Raw genomic sequence first — 24622 nt, forward strand, 5'->3', positions numbered from 1 at the left:
ACGTTCCGCTGGCCGGCGATAAGGCAAACGAGGGTGAGAATGATTGATTTCGCACGCAAACCAGGACGGCAGCAGGCTGTAAAGCTGAACTTCTTCGAGGTACTCCTTCGCCGCTTGTGCTACCTGCTAGCGCAAAAGGGGAATCCAGATGTGTAACTCAACAAAATGCGGGTACTGCGGCAAGCCGGTTGAACCGGAGGAAGTAGTCAAAAGTACCCTTCTCTATCGCAACGGCGCAGAGCTGGCGCGCAAAGAAAAAGAATACTGCTCTGAACGTTGTGCTTCCTACGACCAAATGGCCCACGAGGCATAACGTAAAAGCCGCGCAAGGCGGCCCGTACGTCCGGTGCTCCCGACCAAAGTTACACCGGAAAACTACTTAAAAAACCAAAGTTCACCCAATGGGCGCTATCTCTGGCCCGGGGATCTTACATCCAAAAAAGAGGATCTCACATGGAATTTTTCTATGTAGTTAAGGCTACGCAGAAATCTGGCAAAGAAGACGCAGTGATTTGGTTCACTGCGAAATCAGAAGCCCGTGCCAACCTGCAGCTCGATGTTGAGCTAGAAGATGCCGGTATTGAAACCGGACGCGGTAAGGATTACGTCAAACCGGTTCGCACCGATTTCCCTGTTTACAACGATCTGCCTGAAGAAAGCACCGTGGATTACACCTGGTGCAAACGCTACGAACTGCAGGACGATGGACGCACCTGGCTGCCAAAGGCTGGTGCTGAGTCTACTGGAGCCATGGACAACACAGCGGCACCGGAAACTACCGTTAAAGTCGAAACTACCGTCGAGAGTGTCCCGCTTGAAAACCGCACTCCAGCAGTTCGTTATGCCGTCCATCTGACCAGCGACAAATACCAGTCACATATCACTAAAAAGCAGCAACTGGCTGCCAGCGAAATGTCACTGGATGAAGGCAACACCTATCTCCAGAACCTGCTACAGGCGAAGATCGATATCCCTGAAGTTGACGAACTCAGCCTGAACGCTGAGTGGAAACTAGTTCAGGCGATTAAGCAGGTATTTGCGCCAGATGAAGAGCACGAAGTAAAGCTACTTGCTGCTTTCATGGCCGACTGGTTGAGAGTAGATGCAGGTGACCGCAATGAGTTAGTTAGAGAGTGGAGAAGCGGAAAGCTTGCTCTTCTCAAATCAGAAAGCACCAGCATCGAAGACGTTGCAACTGCTAAGGATCTAGATCCTGATAACGGTATCCAGATTGACGAAAGTGATGACGAAACCACACGTTATCCAGTCGTTCGTATGCCGTTCCGCAAGCAGCTACTCGCCCAGTTCACCGCCGACGAACTGCGTCACCACTTAACCCGCGAAGAATACGAAGGTATCAGCGCGCTGGAGATGGATACTGACAACAGCTATGTCCAGAACCTGCTGCTGGCGGCAGAAAACTGCGAAGAGGTGAAGGGTTACGATACCAAAGACCTTTGGCGCTATACCGACGCCATTCGCAAGGTGTTCAGCCAGGAGAAGCGCCACGAACTCGCTTTGGTTCTCCGTTTCACCCGAATCTGGGCGGCGACTGATTATATTGACCGCGGAATTCTCGTTCGCGAGTGGGTAGCCGGTAATCGCATCAGTAATGTTCAGCGCACCGATTCTGGTACTAATGCCGACGGTGGCTGCGTAACGGATCGCGGCGAAGGCGCGCATCACACTCTGGACACCCTCGATCTTGAGATCGCATGCGCCCTACTGCCTATGGACTTCCACCACTTCGAAATTCCTTCGAGCGTGTTACGACGTGCCAAAGAAATCTTGGCTAAGAAAGAAGAACCATGGAAGTCATGGAGCGCAATCTTACGCAATCAACCAGGCATATTGGCGGTGAACCGTGCGGCAATCTTCAATCTGATCCGCATCGCGCCGGAAAACGTCCACCACACGCCAGCGGCTCATCTTGAGTTTGTTAATAAAACCATGACGGCTGAGTTTATCTCTGCTGTGGAGTTACTGCCGTTGCCTACTCCTGTAGTTGAGACTGAAGCCCCAGGTGAACAACCGCAGGTTGAAAATCTCGGCAGCGGCGTCTTCTCCATCGATGGCCTGATGGGTGGAAATACCGAACCGGTCGTCGATACCTCCTCAAATAAAGTCGAAAAAACGGAAAACGCAGCGGAGACCACCAACGATGTGCAGATGGAAACGGCTAAGCCAGAAAAAGACGAAGATGTTGGTTCGGTACCAACGGGCGAAAGCACTGATGCAGCTAATTCGCAGACAGATTCCGTAGCGTTGGAAGAACAGCAAGCAGAACCAGTAATTGAATACCCGGCTTACTTCGAGCCTGGCCGCTACGAAGGCCTACCGAATGACGTTTATCACGCAGCGAACGGCATTAGCTCAACCCAGGTGAAAGATGCCCGCGTCAGCCTGATGTACTTCAACGCGCGCCATGTGGCTAAAACTATCCCGCGCACAGCATCCAAAGTGCTGGACATGGGAAATCTGGTGCACGCCCTTGCACTGCAGCCGGAAAACCTGGAAGCAGAATTCAGCGTAGAACCTGAGATCCCAGAGGGTGCTTTCACCACCACCGCAACTCTGCGCGAGTTCATCGAAGCGTACAACGCCAGCCTGCCGGCGCTGCTAAGTACTGACGAGATTAAAGCGTTACTTGAAGAACATAACGCGTCCCTTCCCGCTCCAGTGCCGCTTGGCGCCAGTCTGGAAGAAACGGCTCAAAGCTATATGGCTCTCCCTGCTGAGTACCAGCGTATTGAAGAAGGCCAGAAGCAGACAGCAACGGCAATGAAGGCATGCATTAAAGAGTACAACGCCACTCTGCAGACGCCGGTTAAAACCAGCGGCAGCCGTGATGCGCTACTCGAGCAATTAGCGATCATCAATCCTGATCTGGTCGCACAGGAAGCGCAGAAACCGACGCCGCTGAAAGTGTCCGGCACCAAGGCAGACATGATCCAGGCAGTTAAGTCGGTTAAGCCCGATGCCGTGTTCGCAGACGAGCTGCTGGATGCCTGGCGCGACAACCCTGGCGAAAAGATTTTGGTTACCCGCCAGCAGTTGGCCACCGCGCGAGCAATTCAGTCCGCACTACTGGCGCACCCGACCGCGGGCATGCTGCTGACACATCCAAGCCGCGCCGTTGAAGTGAGTTACTTCGGCTTTGACGACGAAACCGGATTGGAAGTGCGTGTACGTCCGGACCTTGAAATTGAACTGGACGGCGTGCGCATCGGTGCGGACCTGAAAACCATCAGCATGTGGAACGTGAAGCAAGAAAGCCTACGCGCCAGGCTGCACCGGGAAATCATTGACCGGGACTACCACCTCAGTGCGGCTATGTATTGCGAGACCGCGGCGCTGGACCAGTTCTTCTGGATTTTCGTCAACAAAGACGAGAACTACCACTGGATCGCCATCATTGAGGCATCCACCGAACTGCTGGAACTGGGCATGCTTGAGTACCGCAAAACAATGCGCGCCATCGCCACAGGTTTCGACACGGGCGACTGGCCAGCGCCGATCACTACCAATTACACCGATGAACTGAACGACTTTGACCTGCGCCGCCTCGAAGCGCTGCGCACTCAGGCTTAAGGGGGATTTATGCATAACACTAACGTTACCGTTGCTGACCAGAACACCGTTATTAACTCCAACGTGGCTCTGTTCGATTCCCAGTATCTGAACGCCATCAGTACATTTGCGCAGATCATGGCGCAGGGCACTGCCACCGTTCCTAAACACCTGCAGGGCAACCAGGCCGACTGCATGGCAGTTGCGATGCAAGCGGCACAGTGGCAGATGAATCCCTTTGCCGTGGCGCAGAAAACGCACCTGATTAACGGTGTGCTCGGGTATGAAGCGCAGCTGGTTAATGCCGTCATTTCACGCAGTGGCGTGCTGGCCAGCCGTTTTGAATATGAGTGGTACGGGCCATGGGAAAAGGTCGTTGGGAAATTCCATATCCGTAAAGGCGACAAAGGCGAGTACCGAGTCCCGGGCTGGACCCTGGCTGACGAAGCAGGGATCGGCATCATTATCAGCGCAACGCTGAAAGGCGAAGATCAGCCGAGAGAACTTGATTTGCTGCTGGCTCAGGCCCGAACCCGTAACTCTACCCTTTGGGCTGATGACCCTCGCCAGCAGCTGGCGTACCTGGCCGTCAAACGCTGGGCGAGACTGTTCTGCCCGGATGTGATTCTGGGCGTTTACACCCCTGATGAGCTCGATGATCGACGAGAAGAACGAGAGGTAAACCCGGCACCGGCGCAGCTCGTTAGCCTCGCAGACATTTCAGGTGACAACGTAACTACCACTCAAACGGCTCAGGAATCAGCTCAAAACATCGATGCTCTTGCTGATGATTTTCGTGACCGCATCGAGGCGGCTCAGGATGTGGATAGCGCTAAAGCTCTTCGCGCAGATATTGAAACCGTGAAAGCAACCCTGGGTTCTGCCCTGTTCACTGAGCTGAAAAACAAGGCCGTGAAGCGTTATTACCAGGTTGATGCACGGAACAAAGTCGAAGCAGCCATCAATTCCTTGCCACCTTCAGATGAACCCGATGCAGCTGCGCGGTTCGCAGAGGTAGAGCGCGTTCTTGCATCGTCTAAACGCCATCTGGGCGACGAGCTGCATGGTCAGTTCAGCATCACCCTGGCGGATATGAAACCGGAATATGTAGGCTAATGGAGGCGGGAGGGTCAGCCCTCCCGGAAAAGGAATGCAAAATCAGAACTGTGTAAAACATCCAGCAATTCGCTACCACGGCGGTAAGTTCCGTCTTGCTTCATGGATTATCCCACATATGCCTCAGCACGTTTGCTACGTAGAACCTTTCGGCGGCGCAGCCGGCGTGCTGCTGCAAAAACCTCGAAGCTATGCAGAAGTCTATAACGATCTGGATGGCGAGGTAGTCAACCTGTTTCGCGTGCTGCGCGACGTCGAGATGAACCAACGTTTGCAGGAAGCGTGCATGCTAACACCTTATTCTCGGGACGAATTTTGCGCAGCCCGAGATGCGACAGACGAGCCGATTGAACGGGCCAGGCGCATGATTGTACGCGCCAGCATGGGCTTCGGTTCAGCAGCCGGAATCGGTGGTAATTCCGGCTTCCGTAGTGACAGCAAAAGGAAATATGCGACAGCTGCACATCTTTGGGTCCGTTATCCGGAAAATTTGGCAGCAGTAGGTCAGCGCCTCCAGGGGGTCATTATCGAGAATAAAGATGCTCTGGCAGTAATGCACGCTCATGATGCTGAAACCACACTGCACTACATCGATCCACCTTATGTACTTGAAACCCGTGTACAGGGTAACCGTTATTACAGACATGAAATGACTACAGAGGAGCACGTGCATTTGCTCTCAGCGGCAAGAGCGATGCTCGGAATGGTGATGATCAGTGGCTACGACACTGATCTGTATAACGACATGTTAAACGGTTGGGCAAAGCTTACAAAAGGAGCACGCATCAGCGCTGGGCGTGGCACAAAAGTTCGTACTGAATGCTTATGGATTAATCCACAGGCGCAACAAGCGGAGCGTGCAGTATGAAACTGATTAATCGAGGCAGTAAGCAATCCCCTTTGGCTCGCCAGGCATGTGAAATAGCACTTGCAGCCCACCAGCAAAGATATGGTGACTATGGGCGCAGCAAGATGAAAGAGACCTATACGGTGAGAGTGGAAGGCGTGAAGGTCTGGGTTGAAGTGATCAACTGCAAGGCAAGCTACGTGGCCACCGCAATGACCGGCATGCGCCGACTGCGTTCCCTGCCCGGCCAGGCAAACTGAAACTGAAATATCAACGACTGAAGACCGGCATATCTATACTCATGCCGGTTACCTGAGGTGAACCATGTCGCAGGTAATTTTTAACGAAGAATGGGTTGTTGGCGCAAGGCTCACAGAAAAAACAGGCCTGACCGAACGACAGATTGAGAAGTATCGCCAGGGCTGTTGGGTGGAAGGTGTCCATTTCAAACGGGTTTCTCCTTCCGGAGAAAAAACCTTGCGTGGCACAACCTGGTACAACTATCCGAGAATTAATCAGTTAATAAGGGATGCGTAAGATGGCAGCTTTGCCTACAGGTGTCGAAATCAGAAACAATAAGATTTGTATCTGGTTTATGTACCGGGGAAAGCGTTGCCGCGAAATTCTCAAAGGTTGGATTAACACCCCGGCGAACATCAAAAAAGCCGGGAATCTTCGGGCTGTGATCGTTAGTGAGATCAACCTTGGAGAGTTTGTTTACCACCAGCGCTTTCCTTCATCGTCCAGAGCAAAAAAAACCGTAACCACTGTTTCAGTTCAAACCTTTTCAGAGCTGTGTGAACTGTGGACGAGCATTAAAGAAACCGAAATTAGCGCGAATACCATGCGTAAGACGCGCTCACAACTCGGTACGTTAATGCACATCATTAACGGAGATACGCCTGTTTCAACTATACGCCACAGCGACATTCTGAAATACAGAAAGGAGCTGTTGAACGGTGAGACACTTTACCTGGCAAATCCCAGAAGTAACAAACAGGGACGCACTGTGCGTACCGTGAACAACTATATATCGCTTCTGTGCTCCCTTCTTCGGTTTGCACACAAATCTGGCTTTATCAGTGGCAAGCCCTTTGAAGGGATCAAGAAACTACACAAAGGGAAATTAAAACCGGATCCTTTAACGAAGCAGGAGTTTAGTTTGCTTGCGGAATCCGAGCGTGGCCAGAGCCTCAATATGTGGACGTTCGCAGTTTATACTGGTGTCCGTCATGGAGAGCTTGCAGCTCTTGCCTGGGAAGATATCGACTGGGAAAAAGGTACGGCTCATATACAGCGCAACCTTAATGCGCTAGGAATGTTCGTCCCACCAAAAACCGATGCAGGTGATCGAGTTATCACGCTATTAGAGCCAGCACTGGAGGCCTTGAAGGCACAGCGTACGCTGACTTCATTACAGCCCAAAACCGAGATTGTTTTTCATCACCGTGAGTATGGTGCGATGGAATATCAAAACCTGCGATTTGTTTTCATGCCCAGGATGCGCAAGGGCATACAGAAGGCCTACTACTCTTTATCGAGTATCGGCTCCAGATTTAACGCAGCTGTAAAACGTGCTGGTATTCGCCGCCGGAATCCGTACCATACGCGGCATACTTTTGCCTGCTGGCTGTTATCTGCCGGCGCTAACCCGTCTTTCATAGCCAGCCAGATGGGGCATGAAAACGCGCAAATGGTTTATGAAGTCTACGGTGCGTGGATTGAAGAAATGAATGGCGAACAGGTGCTGATGCTTAACGATAAGCTGGCACGCTGAAAAATTTTTGCCCCTATTATGCCCCTATTGGCTCCGAAGGTAGTAATAAATGCAAGAAAATCAATCAAATACAAAGAAAGAGCAATACAACCTGAATAAACTGCAAAAGCGACTGCGCCGTAACGTGGGCGAAGCCATTGCAGACTTCAACATGATTGAAGAAGGTGACCGCATCATGGTCTGCCTGTCAGGGGGTAAAGACAGCTATACCATGCTGGAGATCCTGCGTAATCTTCAGCAAAGCGCACCGGTGAAATTTTCCCTGGTGGCGGTAAACCTTGACCAGAAACAGCCGGGCTTCCCGGAGCACATTCTGCCGGAATACCTCGAGAAGCTGGGCGTTGAGTATAAAATCGTCGAAGAAAATACCTACGGCATTGTGAAAGAGAAAATCCCGGAAGGGAAAACCACCTGCTCACTCTGCTCTCGCCTGCGCCGCGGCATTTTGTATCGTACCGCGACGGAGCTGGGCGCGACCAAAATTGCGCTGGGCCATCACCGCGACGATATCCTGCAAACGCTGTTCCTCAACATGTTCTACGGCGGCAAGATGAAAGGCATGCCGCCTAAGCTGATGAGCGATGACGGCAAGCACATTGTGATCCGCCCTCTCGCCTACTGCCGCGAAAAAGACATTGAGCGTTTTTCTCAGGCTAAAGGTTTCCCGATCATTCCATGTAACCTGTGCGGCTCTCAGCCGAACCTGCAGCGTCAGGTAATTGGCGACATGCTGCGCGACTGGGATAAGCGTTATCCAGGGCGTATCGAAACCATGTTCAGCGCGATGCAGAACGTCGTCCCTTCCCATCTCGCGGATGTGGAGCTGTTCGACTTTAAAGGCATCAACCACGAGTCAGAAGTTGTGAACGGCGGGGACCTGGCGTTCGATCGGGAAGATATTCCCATGCAGCCAGCGGGCTGGCAGCCGGAAGAAGATGACAATCAGTTTGAAGAGCTACGTCTCAACGTGCTTGAAGTGAAGTAAGCGATTAGCGTCTCAGAAACACCGTCTGAGACGCTTCATTCTTTATTTCAGCAGACGTACGCGACAGGTTTTACCCTTAATTTTCCCGTTTTGCAGCTGCTTCCATGCCTTATGGGCAACCGCCTGGCGAACCGCTACGTAGACATGCGCCGGATGGACCGCAATCTTGCCGATATCCGCCCCGTCCAGACCCACATCTCCGGTCAGCGCCCCTAATACGTCTCCTGGACGCATCTTGGCTTTTTTACCGCCATCAATGCACAGCGTCGCCATTTCGGCCTCCAGCGGCACAAGGCTTACGCCAGCAGGGGCATTCATCCAGTTCAGCTTAATCTGCAGCATCTCAGACAAAATATTAGCGCGCTGCGCCTCTTCCGGTGCGCAGAAGCTGATCGCCAGACCGCTGTTTCCCGCGCGCGCGGTACGGCCAATACGGTGCACGTGCACTTCAGGGTCCCACGCCAGCTCAAAGTTCACCACCAGCTCCAGGGATTTAATATCCAGACCGCGCGCAGCGACGTCGGTTGCGACAAGAACGCGGGCGCTGCCGTTAGCGAAGCGGACCAGCGTCTGATCGCGATCGCGCTGTTCCAGATCGCCATGCAGAGACAATGCGCTCTGGCCGGCGGCATTCAGGGCGTCACAGACCGACTGACAGTCTTTTTTGGTATTACAGAACACCACGCAGGACGCAGGCTGATGCTGGCTCAGCAGTTTCTGCAGGAGCGAAATTTTCCCCTGCTGCGAGGTTTCAAAGAACTGCTGCTCGATAGCGGGCAGCGCATCTACGCTGTCGATTTCAATGGTGAGCGGATTTTTCTGCACGCGCCCGCTGATGGCGGCGATGGCCTCCGGCCAGGTCGCGGAGAACAGCAGCGTCTGACGATCGGCCGGGGCGAAACGGATCACCTCGTCAATCGCATCGCTGAAGCCCATATCCAGCATCCTGTCTGCCTCGTCCATCACCAGCGTTTGTAACGCATCCAGCGAGACGGTGCCTTTTTGCAGGTGATCCAGCAGGCGGCCGGGCGTTGCGACAATAATGTGCGGCGCATGCTGAAGTGAATCACGCTGCGCGCCGAACGGCTGTCCGCCACAGAGGGTTAAAATCTTGGTGTTGGGCAGGAAACGCGCCAGGCGACGCAGTTCACCCGCGACCTGGTCCGCCAGTTCGCGGGTCGGGCACAGCACCAGAGACTGGGTCTGAAAAAGCGCCGCATCGATATGCTGCAACAGGCCAAGGCCAAATGCCGCCGTTTTCCCGCTGCCCGTTTTTGCCTGCACGCGCACGTCACGGCCCTCAAGGATGGCGGGCAACGCGGCCGCCTGAACAGGCGTCATCGTGAGGTAACCCAACTCGGTGAGGTTATCGAGCTGGGCGGCGGGCAGAACATTCAGGGTAGAAAAAGCGGTCACAGTAGTCTCTCGTGGTCATCTTTGCGGTCAGATGGCGCGTATCCTCGCAGATCTCGCGGTTCGATGCGACAATTTAATCGGTTCTTGATCTGGCGGCGGGTCGGGCATCGGCTGCGGACGCGGGATGGGATCGGGCATTGGCACCGGATCGGTGGGGACGGGATCGGATTGACGCGATTGTTGCAGTAGCAGAGCGTTCAGGATGCTCATCATTCCCTCCAGAATTTGCTGTCGTCCCTTTTAGGGTAGACGCTGAGAATCAGGAGGCAAAAAAAAGCCGACTATGAAGTCGGCGTCGTACGAATCAATTGTGCTATGCAGTAATTCAAAAAAGGAAGTAAGACAATATGGAGCGCAACGCCCATCGCTTGACGTTGCATTCACCTGCGGGAGTAATATTGCACCTTACGGGGTAGATGTTTATTGACTTCGCTCAATTAAAAGAGCGTTTTGATCCCAGTAAAAGAACAAAAAAGCGTAAATTTACAGCCATTTACTACGATGCAACCACCATGCAACACCACCAATCAAAACAACTAACATCACGCAAAACGCGGTAAAGCCGTAGCGATAAGCGCCACCCGGAATTCCCCCAAGGTTGACGCCAAACAGCCCGGTAAGAAACGTGCTCGGTAAAAACACCATCGCCATCAGGGACATCGTATAGGTTCTTCTCGCCAGCGACTCCTGCATCACCTGCGCGATTTCGTCAGCCATCACCGCCGTTCTGGCAATACAGGAATCAATTTCATCGAGCCCGCGCCCCAGCCTGTCGGCGATATCCTGCATTCTGCGTCGCTGATCGTCATTCATCCAGGCGAGCCGCTCGCTGGCCAGACGCGCGTACACGTCGCGCTGCGGCGTCATATAGCGACGCATCACAATCAACTGCTTACGCAACAGGGCCAGAAAACCGCGGGGCGGGATCTGCTGATCGAGCAGGTTATCTTCTAGGTCGATGATTTTGTCGTGCAGTTCTTCAATAAATTCACTCGCATGATCGGTCAGGGCGTCACAGACGTCCACCAGCCAGCTGCCGCAGTCGACCGGCCCGGTGCCTTCTTTCAGATCGTTGACTATGTCATCCAGCGCCAGAACTTTTCGCTGGCGGGTCGACACAATGAGCCCGTCGTCCATGTAGACACGCATCGCAACCAGCTGATCCGGGCGTTCATCCGTGCTGCCGTTAATGCAGCGCAGGGTGATTAGCGTCCCGTCACCCATTCGGCTCACGCGGGGCCGCAGGCTTTCACCCGCCAGCGCATCGCGCACGTTATTGGGCAACAGCGGAGTCGAGGCCAGCCAGTCAGCGCTGTCCGGGTGGGTGTAGTTCAGATGTAGCCAGCAGGGATGCGCACTATCGATCGCATCATTATCTTCCAGCGGTCGCGCACCGCCGCGACCGTCCAGCACCCACGCAAAAACTGCGTCTGGAACGTTAAGTTCAGATCCTTTAATGCTTTCCACAGCGCCTCCACCTTTTTAGCTCTTCGGTGTCAGTCTAGCTTTCATCAGGTGTTAAGCAACAACTATGTATCCCATCGCGCTGAAATCGCTCAGGAATTGTACATACTGGCCAGAGGCGTAAAAAAAGCCTGGCATGCCAGGCTTTGAGGTGCTGTCAGAGAGAGTGCTCTGGCCGCTGCAGGAAGGATGGCGAGCCGCCAGGTGATGAGGACAAGGATGACTGATCGAGCCTGAAATTACGCGTTCGGGTCTGCAGCTCAATCACCTGATTACGCAGCACATCAGACGAACCGTTGAGTTCCTCTGCCATTGCCACGTTACTTTGCGTAACCCGCTCCAGCTCCGATAGCGCCAGGGTAATCTGAGAAATGCCTTTCTCCTGCTCTGAGGTTGACGCGGAAATGTCGTCCATTAAGCGGCTGACATTCCCCGAACCCGTCACGATTTCATGCATATTTTTCTCTGCCTGTGACACAACGCTGGCTCCCTGCGTGACGTTACTGCTGGTGACTTCAATCAGCGTTTTGATATTCTTCGCGGCCTCCGCGCTGCGGTGTGCCAGGTTTCTTACCTCTTCCGCGACGACAGAAAACCCCTTTCCATGATCGCCCGCCCTTGCCGCCTCAACGGCCGCGTTGAGCGCCAGGATATTCGTCTGGAACGCAATGCCGTCAATGAGCGAAATAATCTCCGTCATCTGCTGCGCGCATTCGGTAATGGACTGCATATTGCTGGCGACCTGCCCCATCAGCTCACCGCCCTTGCGCGCCTGTAACGTCGCCACATTTGCCTGCTCGCTCGCCAGGCGGGTGTTATCGGCATTGTTTTTGGTGCTCGCGGCCATTTGCTCCATGCTGGCTGCGGTTTGCACCAAAGACGCAGACTGCTGCTCGGTTTTCACCGATAGCTGAGCGCTACGTGCCGAGAGTTGGTCCGATAAGGTCATGGCGGTTTGCGATGACGCCCTGATCTCGCGCACCAGCGTCGCAATATTGCCGGAAAGGCTATTGATCCCGGGGATGAGCCGGCCCGCGCAGTTATTGCCAAATTCAGGGATAGATACGCCAAGGTTACCTGCAGTCACCTCCTCAATACTTCTCTTCACCGTATTGATCGGCGTCACAAGATACTTCGTCATATAGACCCAGAGCAAAAATAGCGCAACGAAATTGATGACATTAAGCGAAATAAAGAGAGACGTATTGCTGGAAAATAGAACAACGACACCTGCACTTACCAAAAAAAGAAAGAAAAGGAACCCGATAATAAAGGTCCTGACACTAATATTTTTTAGCATGATAATACCCACGTTTTATATTTTGGTCGGCACTTAGACTTATAGCATTGGCCCGGAAGTTTTTCATCGCAAACAACGCTTGTTTTTTGTTTCGCCGTTAGCATCCTGAGATTTACGTTAAGTCAGATAAAAAGAGCGTATTAGTGAAAATGTTCTGCTCAGCATGCTGTAATACTGGTCTCCAGCCATGTTAAGCGATAGTATCGCCCGCGGTGAGACGATACGATCGCCTTCATATTTAAGGAGCTTTGCTACTGTCATTCGTTCTTGTTTAGCAATGCTTAATATATTAACAAGAGAATATATTTTATATTCTTAATAAGTTTTAGAGTATTAATATGACTGGTCATTTTTCACGATAAATAACTAATATGGTTTGAATGCGCATGTTCGTTGCCCGATAAAGATGTACCCGGCAGGCGAAATCGGTAACCCTCTCAGGCGTGGGATTGCATAATGCTCAATATATCGTGGGACCCTGTGTTAATCGCTATCTCTTATCTGGTGGCGTTTATCGCCTCCTTTGTGGCGCTGGACAGCGCCGGAAAGATCCCCCTCTCCAGCCGAAAGGCTGCCCTCTTCTGGCGCATTGCCGGTGGGGTCACGCTGGGCATTGGCATTTGGTCGATGCACTTTATCGGCATGCTGTCGATGCAAATGCCCATGATGATGAGCTACGATCTCTGGTTAACCCTTGCGTCACTGGGCGTCGCGGTGGTTGCATCAGCCACGGCACTTAATATTGCCGTCGCGGGCAAAAAACTTTCTCCCTTTCGACTGATCTTTGCCACGGCAATCCTGAGCGCTGGCGTGGTGTCGATGCACTACATCGGTATGGCGGCCCTGATGCTGGATGGCAGCATCATCTGGGATCGCCGCCTCGTGGGGTTGTCCGTGGTTATTGCCGTTGTTGCCTCCGGCACGGCGCTGTGGCTGGCTTTCCGCCTGCGGGATAAACACAAAGGCGTCTTTATCAATCGCATTCTCGCGGCCTTCATCATGGGTGCCGCCATTTGTGCGATGCACTATACCGGCATGAGTGCCGCGCAGTTTCAGGAAATGGCGCATACCCTCCCGGGCGGGATCGGCGAGCTGGGGTTATCCATCTGGGTGTCGGTCACCACGCTCTGCCTGCTCGGCGTGATGTTAATCATTTCACTGATCGACTCCCACCGGCGCACCAGCAGACTGACGGATAATCTGCATCAGCTCAACCGCCAGCTTGAGCTACAGGCGCGTTTTGACGCGCTCACCGGGCTCGCAAACCGCCACCAGATGGATCTCCGCATGCAGGATTGTCTGCGCAGCGCGCTGCTGAGCAAAAAGCCATTTGCGGTTATTTTCCTGAACGTCGATCACTTCAAACGCGTTAACGATACGTGGGGTCACAGCGTCGGTGATGAGCTATTGATCACGGTCGCGCAGCGCATCACGGCCCGGCTCACGCGTGAGATGACCCTGGCAAGGCTGGGAGGCGACGCCTTTATCCTGCTGGTGCCGGAATGTGACGACGACAGGCTCAACGCCCTGGTCACCGCGCTGCTTGAAGACGTGCGACGCCCTCTTTCTGTCTGCGGGCACACGTTAAGCACAACGATCAGCGCGGGCGTCAGCCTCTATCCTCAGGATGGCGAAACGCTGCATGAGCTGAAGCTCAAGGCGGATGCAGCCCTTCATCGCGTCAAGGAAGAGGGCCGCAACGGCTGGGCGATTTACCGGGCCGAGATGTCAACGGCGATCCCGGCAAAACCCGGTTTCCTGCAGGAGCTTTCTCAGGCGCTTGAGCGCGATCAGTTTGAACTGTGGTACCAGCCAACCTGGCATGCGGGAGAGAAAACCATTCACGGTTTTGAAGCCCTTCTGCGCTGGCGACATCCTGAGCAAGGGGTTGTACTGCCCAATCTGTTTATCCCGTCTCTGGAGCAAACGGGTTTAATTATTCCGGTTGGTAACTGGGCCATTGAAGCAGCATGCCGACAGCTTCATTTCTGGACTGAGCAAGGTTTCAGCCAGTGGACGCTGTCGCTCAACCTATCCCCCATCCAGTTTGAACAGCCGGATATTTTCCAGATCATCTCGTCGATGCTGGAAAAATATAGCTTGTCCCCGTCCCGGCTGATCCTTGAGGTAACGGAAAGCACCGCGCTTAAAAATCTCGACCGCAGCATTGAGTTGCTCAATGCGTTTAATCACGCGGGGATCGTTGTCTCGATTGATGATTTTGGTACAGGCTATTCCAACCTTCTGATGCTGAGCGTGCTTCCGGCAAAAGAGCTCAAGATCGACAGAAGCTTTGTCACGTCGATGCTGGAAAATGAAAAAAGCTACAAGCTGGTTGAAACCATTATCAGTATCGCCCGGACCATGGAGATGAATGTGGTGGCAGAAGGGATCGAGACGGAAGAACAGCAGGCGGTTCTCACCCGACTCGGCTGCGATTACCTGCAGGGTTACCTTTTCTCCCGGCCCTTACCTGCCGAGCAGGTACCGTGGCTACTGCTGCAGATAAACTCAGACAAACAGATTATACCCATTAATAAAATTCAAACGGACCCCGCATTTATTTCTCAAAAAAATCATGCCTGAAGGGGTTAAGTGGAGTATGTTTCAAGGGAGTACACGCGAGTCAATTCTGTCATGATTGTCAGACACATGTTGTCGATGAACAGGAAACGCCTATGTCGCAACCTTGTTTTGATGCGTTGAATGTAATTAAAACACCCGTGTGGCTCGTTTCACCCGTGTCGGAAAAGATCATTTTTGCGAATGTGGCCGCAACGCAGATCATGGGGGATAAAACGCTCGATGACCTGCGCAAAGGGATCTACTCTGCCAGTGCGCAAACCGTCCTGTCGATGTATGTATCTGAACTGAAAACAGAGCAGGAGATCGTCGAAATCTGGACAACGAGCCGGAATGGACAGGATACGCCGTTAAGCTGTCGCCTCTCGCTTGCCCACTACGCGCCCTGGGGAGATGTGATTGTTTTCGAGGGCATCTCCCAACAAATACTCTCAGGATTGAAGGCCAGCCGTTCCGCTAACTACCGGCGGAAAAAGCAGGGTTTTTATGCGCGCTTTTTTCTGACCAACAGCGCCCCGATGCTGTTAATCGATCCGGCCCGCGACGGTCAAATCGTCGATGCAAATCTGGCCGCGCTTAATTTTTATGGTTATTCACATGATGACATGTGCAGTAAGCATACCTGGGAAATCAATACGCTGGGGCGAGATGTGATGCCCATTATGACTGCGATTGCCGCGCTGCCCGGTGGTCATAAGCCGCTCAATTTTGTTCACCGCCTTGCCGATGGCTCCACCCGCCACGTTCAGACGTATGCCGGGCCCATTGAGATCTACGGTGACAAGCTGATGCTGTGCATCATCCACGATATCACCGAGCAAAAAAGGCTGGAGCAGGAGCTGGAACATGCGGCGTTACGTGACTCCATGACCGGGCTACTCAACCGGCGCCAGTTCTACGCGATTACCGATCAAAGCAACCTTAATACACTTCCCGCGCAGCAGCAATTTAGCCTGCTTCTGGTGGATACCGACCATTTCAAAAACATTAATGACCTGTTCGGCCATCTGAAAGGCGATGAGGTGCTTATCGCCCTTTCCCGAACGCTGGAAGCCTGTAGTCGGGAGGGCGATATGGTCTTCCGCTGGGGTGGCGAAGAGTTCGTTATCCTGCTGCCGCGCACCTCTCTCGACACCGCGATGCAGATTGCCGAGTCAGTCCGCGCAGCCGTTGCCCGCATTACAATTCCGGGCCTGCCGCGGTTTACCGTCAGCATTGGCGTGGCGCGGCACAATCAGGGAGAGAGTATTGACGAGCTGTTTAAGCGCGTGGACGATGCGCTGTATCGCGCTAAAAATGACGGACGCAATAAAGTGCTTGCGGCATGAAACTGGAGTATCCGGAAAAGCCCCGCTACAATGCCCACCTCGAATCAATTAGCTTCAGGTGGGTAAAAGCCGCAATGGGAAAAACAGAAATAATACTCACCTTAATTATTTTACTCCTTATTATATTTGGCTTCTGGTTTATTTTTAGCGGTGAGATCTGGTATCTCGTCGAGTTTCTTGAAAATAGCCTTTATCCGACCTTTGACGCACCGTAACGCACGTTTAATCGCTTGTTTCACCTACCGAATATGTCAGGTATCTGCTTCCCTTACAGCCGCGTAAAATACGCGGCGTTATCCTCCAACAACGTTGATAACGAATCACTTATTCATTTGCTTATGTTGCCCGTGCTCTGACGGGCTTTTTTATTTCCGGCAATTCACCCACGCCAGGCTATATCTTAATCATCTTTATTGATAGAGGTGAGGAAAGATGAGCAAGAAGATCCTGATGCTGGTTGGCGATTACGCCGAAGATTACGAAACCATGGTGCCTTTTCAGGCGTTGCAGATGATTGGCCATCAGGTGGATGCGGTCTGCCCCGACAAACCGAAAGGCGACTACATCATGACGGCAATCCATGACTTTGACGGCGCCCAGACCTACAGCGAAAAGCCCGGTCACCGCTTTACCCTCAACGCCGATTTTTCAACCGTAAAGGAGCAGGACTACGACGCGCTGCTCATCCCCGGCGGGAGAGCCCCCGAGTATCTACGGCTAAATGAGGACGTCTTAAAGCTGGTACAGGCATTTGACGCCGCGCGTAAGCCGATTGCTGCGGTGTGCCACGGCCCGCAGCTGCTTGCTGCCGCGGGGATCCTGAAAGGACGAACCTGTAGCGCCTACCCGGCCTGCGCGCCTGAGGTACGCCTCGCGGGCGGACATTACGCCGCTATCGGCATCGATCAGGCCCATGTAGACGGTAACCTGGTGACGGCTCCCGCCTGGCCCGCGCATCCGCAGTGGCTGGCGAAGTTTAATGCGCTATTAGAATAACAGAGACCCGGCATCGGGCCACGCATAGCGGATGAAGCCGTACCGCGTATTGCAGACCTGGCGCATTCTCGCGCCAGGTCTCATAAAACATCAGTGCTTCTCGATATACATCGTCCGGCTATACGCCACGTCTTCCGGGTTATTAATAGGGTAGCCTTTCACCCAGGGCTTAATCAGACGACCATTGGTGTACTGGTAAATTGGCGCGATAGGCGCTTTCTCCATGAGGATTTTCTCCGCCATGTTGTAGTCCGTATTACGCGCTTTCGCCGTGGTTTCCAGCGTTGCCTGGTGGATAATTTTATCGTAGGCCGGGTCGTTGAAACGCGAGATATTACCGGTGTGGGTTGAGGTCAGCAGAGACAGGAAGGTCGACGGCTCGTTGTAATCGCCTACCCATGACGCGCGGATCACATCAAAATTGCCGGTATTACGGCTGTCGATATAGGTTTTCCACTCCTGGTTTTGCAGTTTGACGTCCACACCGAGATTTTTCTTCCACATAGACGCTACCGCAATAGCGATTTTCTGGTGGTTTTCCGAGGTGTTGTACAGCAGGGTCAACTTCAGCGGACGCTGAGGACCGTAACCTGCGGCCTGGAGCAACGTTTTTGCCTGAGCGTTCAGCTCCTGCTGGGACATCTGCTCGAACGGTGAAGGCTCAGGGGTGAACCCCGCCGTCACGTCAGGGGTGAAATGCCAGGCCGGCTTCTCGCCTGTACCTAATACCTTTTCTGCCATAATGCGGCGATCGATAGTCATGCTCAGCGCAAGACGCACCCGGGCATCGGCCGTCGGGCCCTTTTGCGTGTTAAACGCATAGTAATAGGTCCCGAGCTGAGGCGGCGTATACACCTGTCCCGGAATGTCCTTCAGGAGCTTCTGATACATGTTTTTCGGGAACGATTCGGTGATATCAATATCTCCCGCCAGATAGCGCTTAGTGGCGGACGATTCCTGATTAATTGGAATAAAGGTCACTTTTTGGAGGACAGTTTTCGCGTTGTCCCAGTAGTGCGTATTCGGCACGACAACCAGTTTTTCATTCACCACGCGGTCGTTCAGGACGTACGCGCCGTTACCCACCAGAGCGCCCGGACGCGTCCACTCTTTGCCGCTTTCAACGTTCGTTTTTTGCACCGGATAGAAGGCGAAGTTCGCCGTCAGGTTGCTAAACCACGGGAGCGGTTTGTCCAGCTGGACGCGTAAAGTTCTGGCATCCACCGCCGTCACGCCCAGGGTATCTGGCGCCGCTTTGCCATCGATAATGGCCTGCGCGTTGTTGATGCCCGCCAGTACCGCAAACCAGGCAAACGGAGACGTGGTTTTCGGGTCAACCAGACGCTGCCAGCTGTAGACAAAATCCTGCGCGGTGACGGGCGTACCGTCAGACCATTTCGCGTTATCGCGCAGGGTAAACGTCCAGATACGGTTATCGTTGCTCTGCCAGCGCGTCGCCACGCCCGGGGTCAGCTCCCCTTTCTCGTTCTGATTCACCAGCCCTTCGAAAAGATCGCGAATCACCTGAATCTCGGGTAATCCCACAGCTTTTGCCGGATCGAGCGAAGCCGGCTCGTCTTTAATATGCCTGACCAGCTCCTGTTTTTGCGCCAGTACCGTGCCCTGGGGCACATCAGCAGCGTACGAGAGTGTAGAGAGTCCGCACAGGTACAGTGCAGCGCAGAGACGCGAAACAGGATGCTTCATAAGATCCCCTTTAATGAATTCAGGTAACAAGCAGATGCGTAATTATTTGTTTCGAAACAGAGAAATGCAAATACCTTACGCCTGAATAGTGATTTAAGGCAATTCTCAAGCGTTACGGAAACTATTTGATTAACAGCGAGTTTTGCACAACACTGCCAGTAGAGACTTCTTTATCAGGATTTCGTATGGCAATCACCCGACCACGAGCGGAGCGCGGAGCCTTTCCGCCGGGCGCTGAGCAATATGGCCGCTCATTTTTAGGCGCATCGCTGATCTGGTTCCCGGCACCCGATGCCGATCGCAACAGCGGTTTGATCATTGCCGGCACGCACGGAGATGAGAACTCGTCCATCGTCACGCTTTCCTGCGCGCTGCGGACGCTGACGCCTTCATTGCGACGTCACCACGTGATTCTTGCCGTCAATCCGGACGGCTGTCAGCTTGGATTACGGGCGAATGCGAGGGGCGTTGACCTGAACCGTAATTTCCCGGCGGCAAACTGGCGTGCCGGCGAAACGGTTTATCGCTGGAACAGCTCCGCCGAGGAGCGGGACGTGGTGCTGCTGACGGGAGACAAGCCTGGTTCTGAGCCAGAAACGCAGGCGCTGTGCCAGCTTATCCATAAGATCCACCCTGCCTGGGTTGTCTCCTTCCACGATCCGCTGGCCTGCATTGAAGATCCGCGTCACTCCGATCTGGGCGCGTGGCTGGCGCAGGCTTTCGCCCTGCCGCTCGTCACCAGCGTGGGCTATGAAACACCCGGATCGTTCGGTAGCTGGTGCGCCGATTTGAGTCTGCCCTGCATCACCGCTGAATTCCCGCCGATTTCCTCCGACGAAGCCAGCGAAAAATACTTAAACGCGATGATGGAGCTTCTGCGCTGGCAGCCTCAGAGATGAAGCACGCCGCTGGTAAAATTAAGCGCCGGTGAAACGTCAACCGCCAGCCACGTCGGGCCATCCAGATCGGCAAAACGGACCTGATTGACCAGCGGCAGCGCCGCGCCGATCGCCCGGGATGTGCAGAGCATGCATCCCAGCATCAGGGAAAAGCCCTGCGCCTGCGCTTCCGCCGCCAGGGCCAGCGCTTCTGTCAGCCCGCCGGTCTTGTCGAGCTTGATATTGACCATCTCATAGCTGCCCTTAAGCGCGCTCAAATTCTCGCGGGTATGACAGCTTTCATCCGCACAGACGGGCAGCGGATGGATAAAATTCTTCAGCGCCGCATCATCCTTCGCTGGCAGAGGCTGCTCCAGCATCGCCACCCCCAGGTCAGCCAGCAGCTGGCATCGGGCGGCAAGCCCCTCGGGATGCCACGACTCGTTGGCGTCAACAATCAGCGTGGCCGAGGGAACCGCCGAGCGAATGGCAACCATGCGCTCGCTGATCAGGCGATCGTCGAGCTTCACTTTTAACAGCGTGGCCCCGGCGTCATAGAGCGCTTTTGCGCTGGCGGCCATCTGCTCCGGCTCACCAATCACGACCGTTTGCGCCGTTACGACGGACTCCGGCAGCGCCGCTCCCAGCAAGGATGTCAGCGATTGCTGCTGCTTTGCGGCCTCAAGGCTCCAGAGCGCACAGTCGATGGCATTGCGCGCTGCCCCGGCGGGTAAACGCTGCTGTAACGCCTCGCGCGTGAGCCCTTTTTGCAGCTCAGGCACCAGAGTCATGATATGCGCCATCACCGACGCGACACTTTCTCCGTAGCGCGGGTATGGCGTACATTCCCCAACGCCTTTAAACCCCTCTTCTTCGATTTCGACTACGACCACGCTGGCTTCACTACGACTGCCGCGGGAGATCACAAACGGGGTATGCAATGGCCAGGCTTCTTCATAGACCTTAACGCTTCTCATCACTGACTCCTTGCGGCCCGGAAAGGCGAAAAATTTGGTTTGCCGTGTTATCCGCTGATGGCATACACTAGCCCCGACGTTAACTATATGTAAACAGGAAGATATCTATGTCACAACTCGTTCATTTCCAGGGCAACCCGGTTGCTGTTGCAGGTTCCATTCCGCAGGCTGGCAGCAAAGCGCAGGCTTTTACTCTGGTGGCTAAAGATCTGTCTGACGTCACACTGGCTCAGTTTGCGGGTAAACGCAAAGTACTGAACATTTTCCCAAGCATTGATACCGGCGTTTGTGCCGCGTCCGTGCGTAAATTCAATCAGCTGGCGACTGAAATGGACAACACCGTTGTGCTGTGCATTTCCGCCGACCTGCCGTTTGCCCAGTCCCGTTTCTGCGGTGCTGAAGGCCTGAGCAACGTTATTACCCTCTCCACCCTGCGCAGCGCAGATTTCCTCGAGAAATACGGCGTCAGCATCGCGGAAGGCCCACTGAAAGGTCTGGCAGCACGTGCCGTACTGGTTCTGGATGAAAACGACACCGTTGTCTTCAGCGAACTGGTTAACGAAATCACCACCGAGCCGGATTACACTGCCGCGCTGGACGTGCTGAAAGCATAATAAGTACTTAGCATTCTATACAACTTATTCTCAACCTCGCCGCGGCGGGGTTTTTTATTGCGTCAAAGCTGAATCGTTAAAGCATAAATACACACAAATCACATTATTCATGCAATAACTTAGACAACATGTAACCTGAGCGTGATCAATAACGCATAATAATCGTTAAATTTCCCTATTTTCATCCCCAGTGAAGCACATCACATTTCCCTTTCTGCCTAAACATTAGATTTGCTTACGAAAGAAAATAATCGTTTCAGCAAAAAGGATAATATATGAAGATTAAATTCGCTTTTACGCTCCTTGCGGTACTGATTTCTGGCCATGCAGCGGCTAAAACCTGGGTGCTGACAAGCGCTGAAAGCAGCGTAGAGAAAGGAAACTGGAAGATTTCCAGTGATGAGCTGAAAGTTAAAGATCGGACGTTCAGCATTGAGCAAAAAGTCTTACACGGTGGTAAACAGGAAGGCAGCAAAGTCATCATAATTAGCAGCAAAGATGGCCTGACGATTACCCTCAGCCCGACCCGCGGGATGAACCTTCTGCATGTAGAAGGCTTTGGCACCCGGCTGGGGTGGAATTCGCCCGTTAAAGAGGTTGTTAACCCGGCTTATATCAATCTTGAAAGCCGCAACGGTCTCGGCTGGCTGGATGGTTTCAACGAGATGATGGTGCGCTGTGGCTATGAGTGGACCGGGCACCCGGTCACCGCTGACGGGCAAATTTACACCCTGCACGGCAGGGCCGGTAATACCCCTGTTTCGCAGGTCGAGGTTGAAATCGCGGATGCCGCCCCGCATGAGATCCGCGTTCGCGGTTTGATCAAAGAGAGCACGTTTAAAAAATCGGATCTGCAAACCATGACCGAACTGCGCTACGTTCCCGGAACCAACCAGTTCAGCCTGCATGATGTTCTGACCAACCATGCGGATTACCCTCATGATTACCAAATCATCTATCACAGCAACTTCGGCACGCCGATCCTTGAAGAAGGCGCCCGTTTCCTTGCGCCGGCGGCAAGCGTGAGCCCATTCAATGACTATGCCAAAGCGGGGGTTAACGACTGGCAAACCTATGCCGGGCCGACAAAAGGCTTTGATGAGATGGTCTTTAACATTAAACCGCTCTCAGACAATAACCACGAAACGCTTGCGGCGGTGGTCAATAAAGCCGGAGATAAAGGCGCGTCAATCCAGTTTGATACCCGCCAGCTGCCCGTGCTGACCTTATGGAAGAACACCGACACGCTGAAGCAGGGCTACGTCACGGGCATTGAGCCGGGCACCAGCTACGCCTACCCCGTTACGATTGAACGCGAGCAGAAGCGGGTTAAGCAGCTGCAGCCCGGTGCCAGAGCGCAGTTTGACCTGACCTATACCCTGCTGCACAGCCCGCAGCAGGTGAAAGAGGTCGAAAACAGGATTGCATCGATTCAGGGAGAGACAAAAACAGAAATCGTTAACACGCCTATGGCGAAGGAATAAACGTAAAGTAAAAAGCCTCTTTGCAGAGGCTTTTTTGTTATTCGTCGCCTTTCTTATGATTCAGACCGTACTCGCGCAGCTTGTTGGCGATCGCGGTGTGCGAGACGCCAAGGCGTTTTGCCAGCTTGCGGGTGCTGGGATAGCTGCGGTACAGCTGCGTCAGCACCGAGCGCTCAAAACGGCTGGTGATATCGTCCAGCGAACCTTCCATCGCCTCTTCGCCAACCGATACCGTCCCCGCGTCGTAATCAGGCAACAGAATATCCTGCGGACGCAGTTCATAGCCTTCAAGCTGGGTCAGCGCACGATAAACGGCGTTTTTGAGTTGGCGAATGTTGCCCGGCCAGCCGTAGCGCATGAGCACCGTGCCGAGATCGGCAGACAGCTTCGGACGCGGCACCCCCTGCTCGTCGGCAAAGCGGGCAACGAACAGCTCCGTTAGCGGCATGATGTCCTGCGGACAATCGCGCAGCGGGGGAATATTCAGCGTCAGGACGTTGAGACGGTAATAGAGATCCTCGCGGAAGATCCCCTTTTGCACCAGCTCAACCAGGTTTTTCTGAGTGGCGCAAATGACGCGCACGTCCACATGCACTTCGTGATCCTCGCCGACGCGGCGGAAGGTTCCGTCATTCAGGAAACGCAGCAGCTTAGCCTGCATGCGCGGCGACATTTCGCCGATCTCGTCCAGCAGCACGGAGCCGCCGTTAGCCTGCTCGAAGAACCCTTTCTTGCCTTCCGGCGCGTGGCCAAACAGCTCGCTTTCAACGGCATCTTCCGGAATAGAGGCGCAGTTAAGTGCCAGATAAGGCTTAGCCGCACGCGGGCTCGCCAGATGCACCGCGTGAGCCAGCAGGTCTTTCCCGGTGCCGGTATCCCCGGTAATCAGCAGCGGTGCGGTCAGGCTTGCGAGCTTGCGCGCCTGATCGACCACATGGCGCATTTTCGGGCTGACGGCAATAATCTGGCTAAAGGCGCCAACATCCTGGCTGGAAATGTTCTGCAGCTGACGGCCCATGCGTAACGTCGAGCGCAGCATGATCACCGCCCCGGTCAGCACACGGGTATTCCCTTCCCCTTTCAGATAAACCGGCGTGATCTCCATCAGGAAATTCTGCCCGTTAATCACCACATGCTCGCTAAGCGTGTTCTGCGGATTGCTGTCCAGCCAGCGCTGGAAGTTAAAGCCGGGGATCAGCTGCGCGGCGTTATGATTGCTGAGCTTCTCCTGGCTCTGCGCGAAAAGCTGGCAGCTCGCGTGGTTAACGCGCTCAACTTTGCTTTTCAAATCCAGGGAGAGGAACGGCTCTGGCATGGCCTCCAGCAGCGCGCTCAGGGCCAGGTGCTCACGCTCAGAGGGCATCCAGGGAATGGTGCGTACATCCGTAACGCCAGCGATACGGCGGATTTCCGCCATCAGGCTGCTGAAGGTGTTAAATTCAATTTCGGCAAAATTGAGGTAAATTCGCCCGACAGGATCGATCTCAATGCCACGTAAATCAATGCTACGTAAAACAAGAAGATCGAGTAATTCGCGGGTCAGACCGAGACGGTCTTCACAGAAGACTTCAAGACGCATG

The 24622-nt window shown here is 53.8% G+C and carries 22 protein-coding genes and 1 pseudogene; 16 read left to right on the top strand and 7 right to left on the bottom strand.

Annotation, left to right across the window (positions count from 1 at the left end):
- From ACMGGX_RS00005 to ttcA, 9 genes and pseudogenes are all read left to right on the top strand, one after another.
- Window positions 1–156 (top strand): annotated as a pseudogene (locus tag ACMGGX_RS00005) (hypothetical protein); the annotation flags it as partial.
- Entirely contained in the window at window positions 149–313 is a 165-nt protein-coding gene (locus ACMGGX_RS00010) for a YdaE family protein (protein ID WP_182383652.1), read from the top strand. The pseudogene ACMGGX_RS00005 and the gene ACMGGX_RS00010, both read left to right, overlap by 8 nt.
- A 140-nt stretch (window positions 314–453) precedes the next feature.
- The gene (locus ACMGGX_RS00015; RefSeq protein ID WP_182383653.1) at window positions 454–3591 is read left to right on the top strand and encodes a RecE family exodeoxyribonuclease; all 3138 of its coding nucleotides are present in this window, start codon (window positions 454–456) and stop codon (window positions 3589–3591) included.
- 9 nt (window positions 3592–3600) lie between these two features.
- Window positions 3601–4686 carry a RecT family recombinase gene (locus tag ACMGGX_RS00020; RefSeq protein ID WP_182383654.1) on the top strand — a complete coding sequence of 362 codons (1086 nt, stop codon included), beginning with the start codon at window positions 3601–3603 and terminating at the stop codon, window positions 4684–4686.
- 34 nt (window positions 4687–4720) lie between these two features.
- On the top strand, window positions 4721–5554 hold the full coding sequence (locus ACMGGX_RS00025) for a DNA adenine methylase (RefSeq protein WP_182383655.1): 834 nt from the start codon (window positions 4721–4723) through the stop codon (window positions 5552–5554).
- Entirely contained in the window at window positions 5551–5793 is a 243-nt protein-coding gene (locus ACMGGX_RS00030) for a DUF4060 family protein (RefSeq protein WP_095428395.1), read from the top strand. The genes ACMGGX_RS00025 and ACMGGX_RS00030 overlap by 4 nt, the downstream gene beginning before the upstream one ends.
- Window positions 5794–5857: 64 nt before the next feature.
- The gene (xisR, locus tag ACMGGX_RS00035) at window positions 5858–6070 is read left to right on the top strand and encodes an excisionase family protein (protein WP_014884030.1); all 213 of its coding nucleotides are present in this window, start codon (window positions 5858–5860) and stop codon (window positions 6068–6070) included.
- 1 nt (window position 6071) lies between these two features.
- On the top strand, window positions 6072–7310 hold the full coding sequence (locus tag ACMGGX_RS00040) for a site-specific integrase (protein WP_182383656.1): 1239 nt from the start codon (window positions 6072–6074) through the stop codon (window positions 7308–7310).
- A 49-nt stretch (window positions 7311–7359) separates the two neighbouring features.
- Window positions 7360–8295, top strand: a complete 936-nt coding sequence (ttcA, locus tag ACMGGX_RS00045) for a tRNA 2-thiocytidine(32) synthetase TtcA (protein ID WP_047741809.1) — start codon at window positions 7360–7362, stop codon at window positions 8293–8295.
- Between the two features lie 42 nt (window positions 8296–8337).
- Here the strand turns inward: ttcA and dbpA are convergent, their stop codons facing one another.
- From dbpA to ACMGGX_RS00065, 4 genes are all read right to left on the bottom strand, one after another.
- Window positions 8338–9711: an ATP-dependent RNA helicase DbpA gene (dbpA, locus tag ACMGGX_RS00050; protein ID WP_420297863.1), complete on the bottom strand. Its 1374-nt coding sequence runs from the start codon at window positions 9709–9711 to the stop codon at window positions 8338–8340.
- Window positions 9712–9738: 27 nt separating this feature from the next.
- Entirely contained in the window at window positions 9739–9924 is a 186-nt protein-coding gene (locus ACMGGX_RS00055) for a hypothetical protein (protein WP_419095316.1), read from the bottom strand.
- 270 nt (window positions 9925–10194) lie between these two features.
- Entirely contained in the window at window positions 10195–11178 is a 984-nt protein-coding gene (gene zntB, locus ACMGGX_RS00060) for a zinc transporter ZntB (protein ID WP_023312017.1), read from the bottom strand.
- Between the two features lie 154 nt (window positions 11179–11332).
- Window positions 11333–12475, bottom strand: a complete 1143-nt coding sequence (locus ACMGGX_RS00065) for a methyl-accepting chemotaxis protein (protein ID WP_348561665.1) — start codon at window positions 12473–12475, stop codon at window positions 11333–11335.
- 456 nt (window positions 12476–12931) lie between these two features.
- Here ACMGGX_RS00065 and ACMGGX_RS00070 point away from each other — a divergent pair, with 456 nt between their 5' ends.
- The 4 genes from ACMGGX_RS00070 (at window position 12932) to ACMGGX_RS00085 (ending at window position 17382) form a co-directional block, all read left to right on the top strand.
- Complete coding sequence (locus tag ACMGGX_RS00070) at window positions 12932–15061, top strand: putative bifunctional diguanylate cyclase/phosphodiesterase (protein ID WP_420297864.1); 2130 nt, start codon at window positions 12932–12934, stop codon at window positions 15059–15061.
- A 92-nt stretch (window positions 15062–15153) separates the two neighbouring features.
- Window positions 15154–16386, top strand: a complete 1233-nt coding sequence (locus ACMGGX_RS00075; protein WP_348561265.1) for a sensor domain-containing diguanylate cyclase — start codon at window positions 15154–15156, stop codon at window positions 16384–16386.
- A 74-nt stretch (window positions 16387–16460) separates the two neighbouring features.
- A complete protein-coding gene (locus tag ACMGGX_RS00080; RefSeq protein ID WP_021240268.1) occupies window positions 16461–16601 on the top strand; it encodes an Ecr family regulatory small membrane protein in 141 nt (46 codons plus the stop codon).
- A gap of 217 nt (window positions 16602–16818) precedes the next feature.
- Window positions 16819–17382 carry a DJ-1/PfpI family protein gene (locus tag ACMGGX_RS00085; protein WP_214575914.1) on the top strand — a complete coding sequence of 188 codons (564 nt, stop codon included), beginning with the start codon at window positions 16819–16821 and terminating at the stop codon, window positions 17380–17382.
- Window positions 17383–17472: 90 nt separating this feature from the next.
- Here the strand turns inward: ACMGGX_RS00085 and ACMGGX_RS00090 are convergent, their stop codons facing one another.
- The gene (locus tag ACMGGX_RS00090) at window positions 17473–19089 is read right to left on the bottom strand and encodes a peptide ABC transporter substrate-binding protein (protein WP_420297865.1); all 1617 of its coding nucleotides are present in this window, start codon (window positions 19087–19089) and stop codon (window positions 17473–17475) included.
- Window positions 19090–19274: 185 nt separating this feature from the next.
- Between ACMGGX_RS00090 and mpaA the strand changes: the two genes are divergently transcribed.
- On the top strand, window positions 19275–19988 hold the full coding sequence (gene mpaA / locus ACMGGX_RS00095; protein ID WP_214575916.1) for a murein tripeptide amidase MpaA: 714 nt from the start codon (window positions 19275–19277) through the stop codon (window positions 19986–19988).
- On the opposite strand, the gene ycjG is transcribed toward mpaA, so the two are convergent.
- Entirely contained in the window at window positions 19979–20944 is a 966-nt protein-coding gene (gene ycjG / locus ACMGGX_RS00100) for an L-Ala-D/L-Glu epimerase (RefSeq protein ID WP_205916496.1), read from the bottom strand. The genes mpaA and ycjG overlap by 10 nt on opposite strands.
- 107 nt (window positions 20945–21051) lie before the next feature.
- Between ycjG and tpx the strand changes: the two genes are divergently transcribed.
- Together tpx and ACMGGX_RS00110 are read left to right on the top strand one after the other, a co-directional pair.
- Entirely contained in the window at window positions 21052–21558 is a 507-nt protein-coding gene (gene tpx / locus ACMGGX_RS00105) for a thiol peroxidase (RefSeq protein ID WP_023335907.1), read from the top strand.
- 275 nt (window positions 21559–21833) lie between these two features.
- Window positions 21834–23042, top strand: coding sequence for an aldose 1-epimerase family protein (locus tag ACMGGX_RS00110; RefSeq protein WP_420297866.1), 1209 nt, complete (start codon window positions 21834–21836; stop codon window positions 23040–23042).
- A gap of 37 nt (window positions 23043–23079) precedes the next feature.
- Here the strand turns inward: ACMGGX_RS00110 and tyrR are convergent, their stop codons facing one another.
- Window positions 23080–24621, bottom strand: a complete 1542-nt coding sequence (gene tyrR / locus ACMGGX_RS00115) for a transcriptional regulator TyrR (protein ID WP_023335909.1) — start codon at window positions 24619–24621, stop codon at window positions 23080–23082.
- Window position 24622: the final 1 nt, after the last annotated feature.

The organism is Enterobacter sp. BNK-29, assembly GCF_048684785.1.
Classification (GTDB): domain Bacteria; phylum Pseudomonadota; class Gammaproteobacteria; order Enterobacterales; family Enterobacteriaceae; genus Enterobacter; species Enterobacter cloacae_M.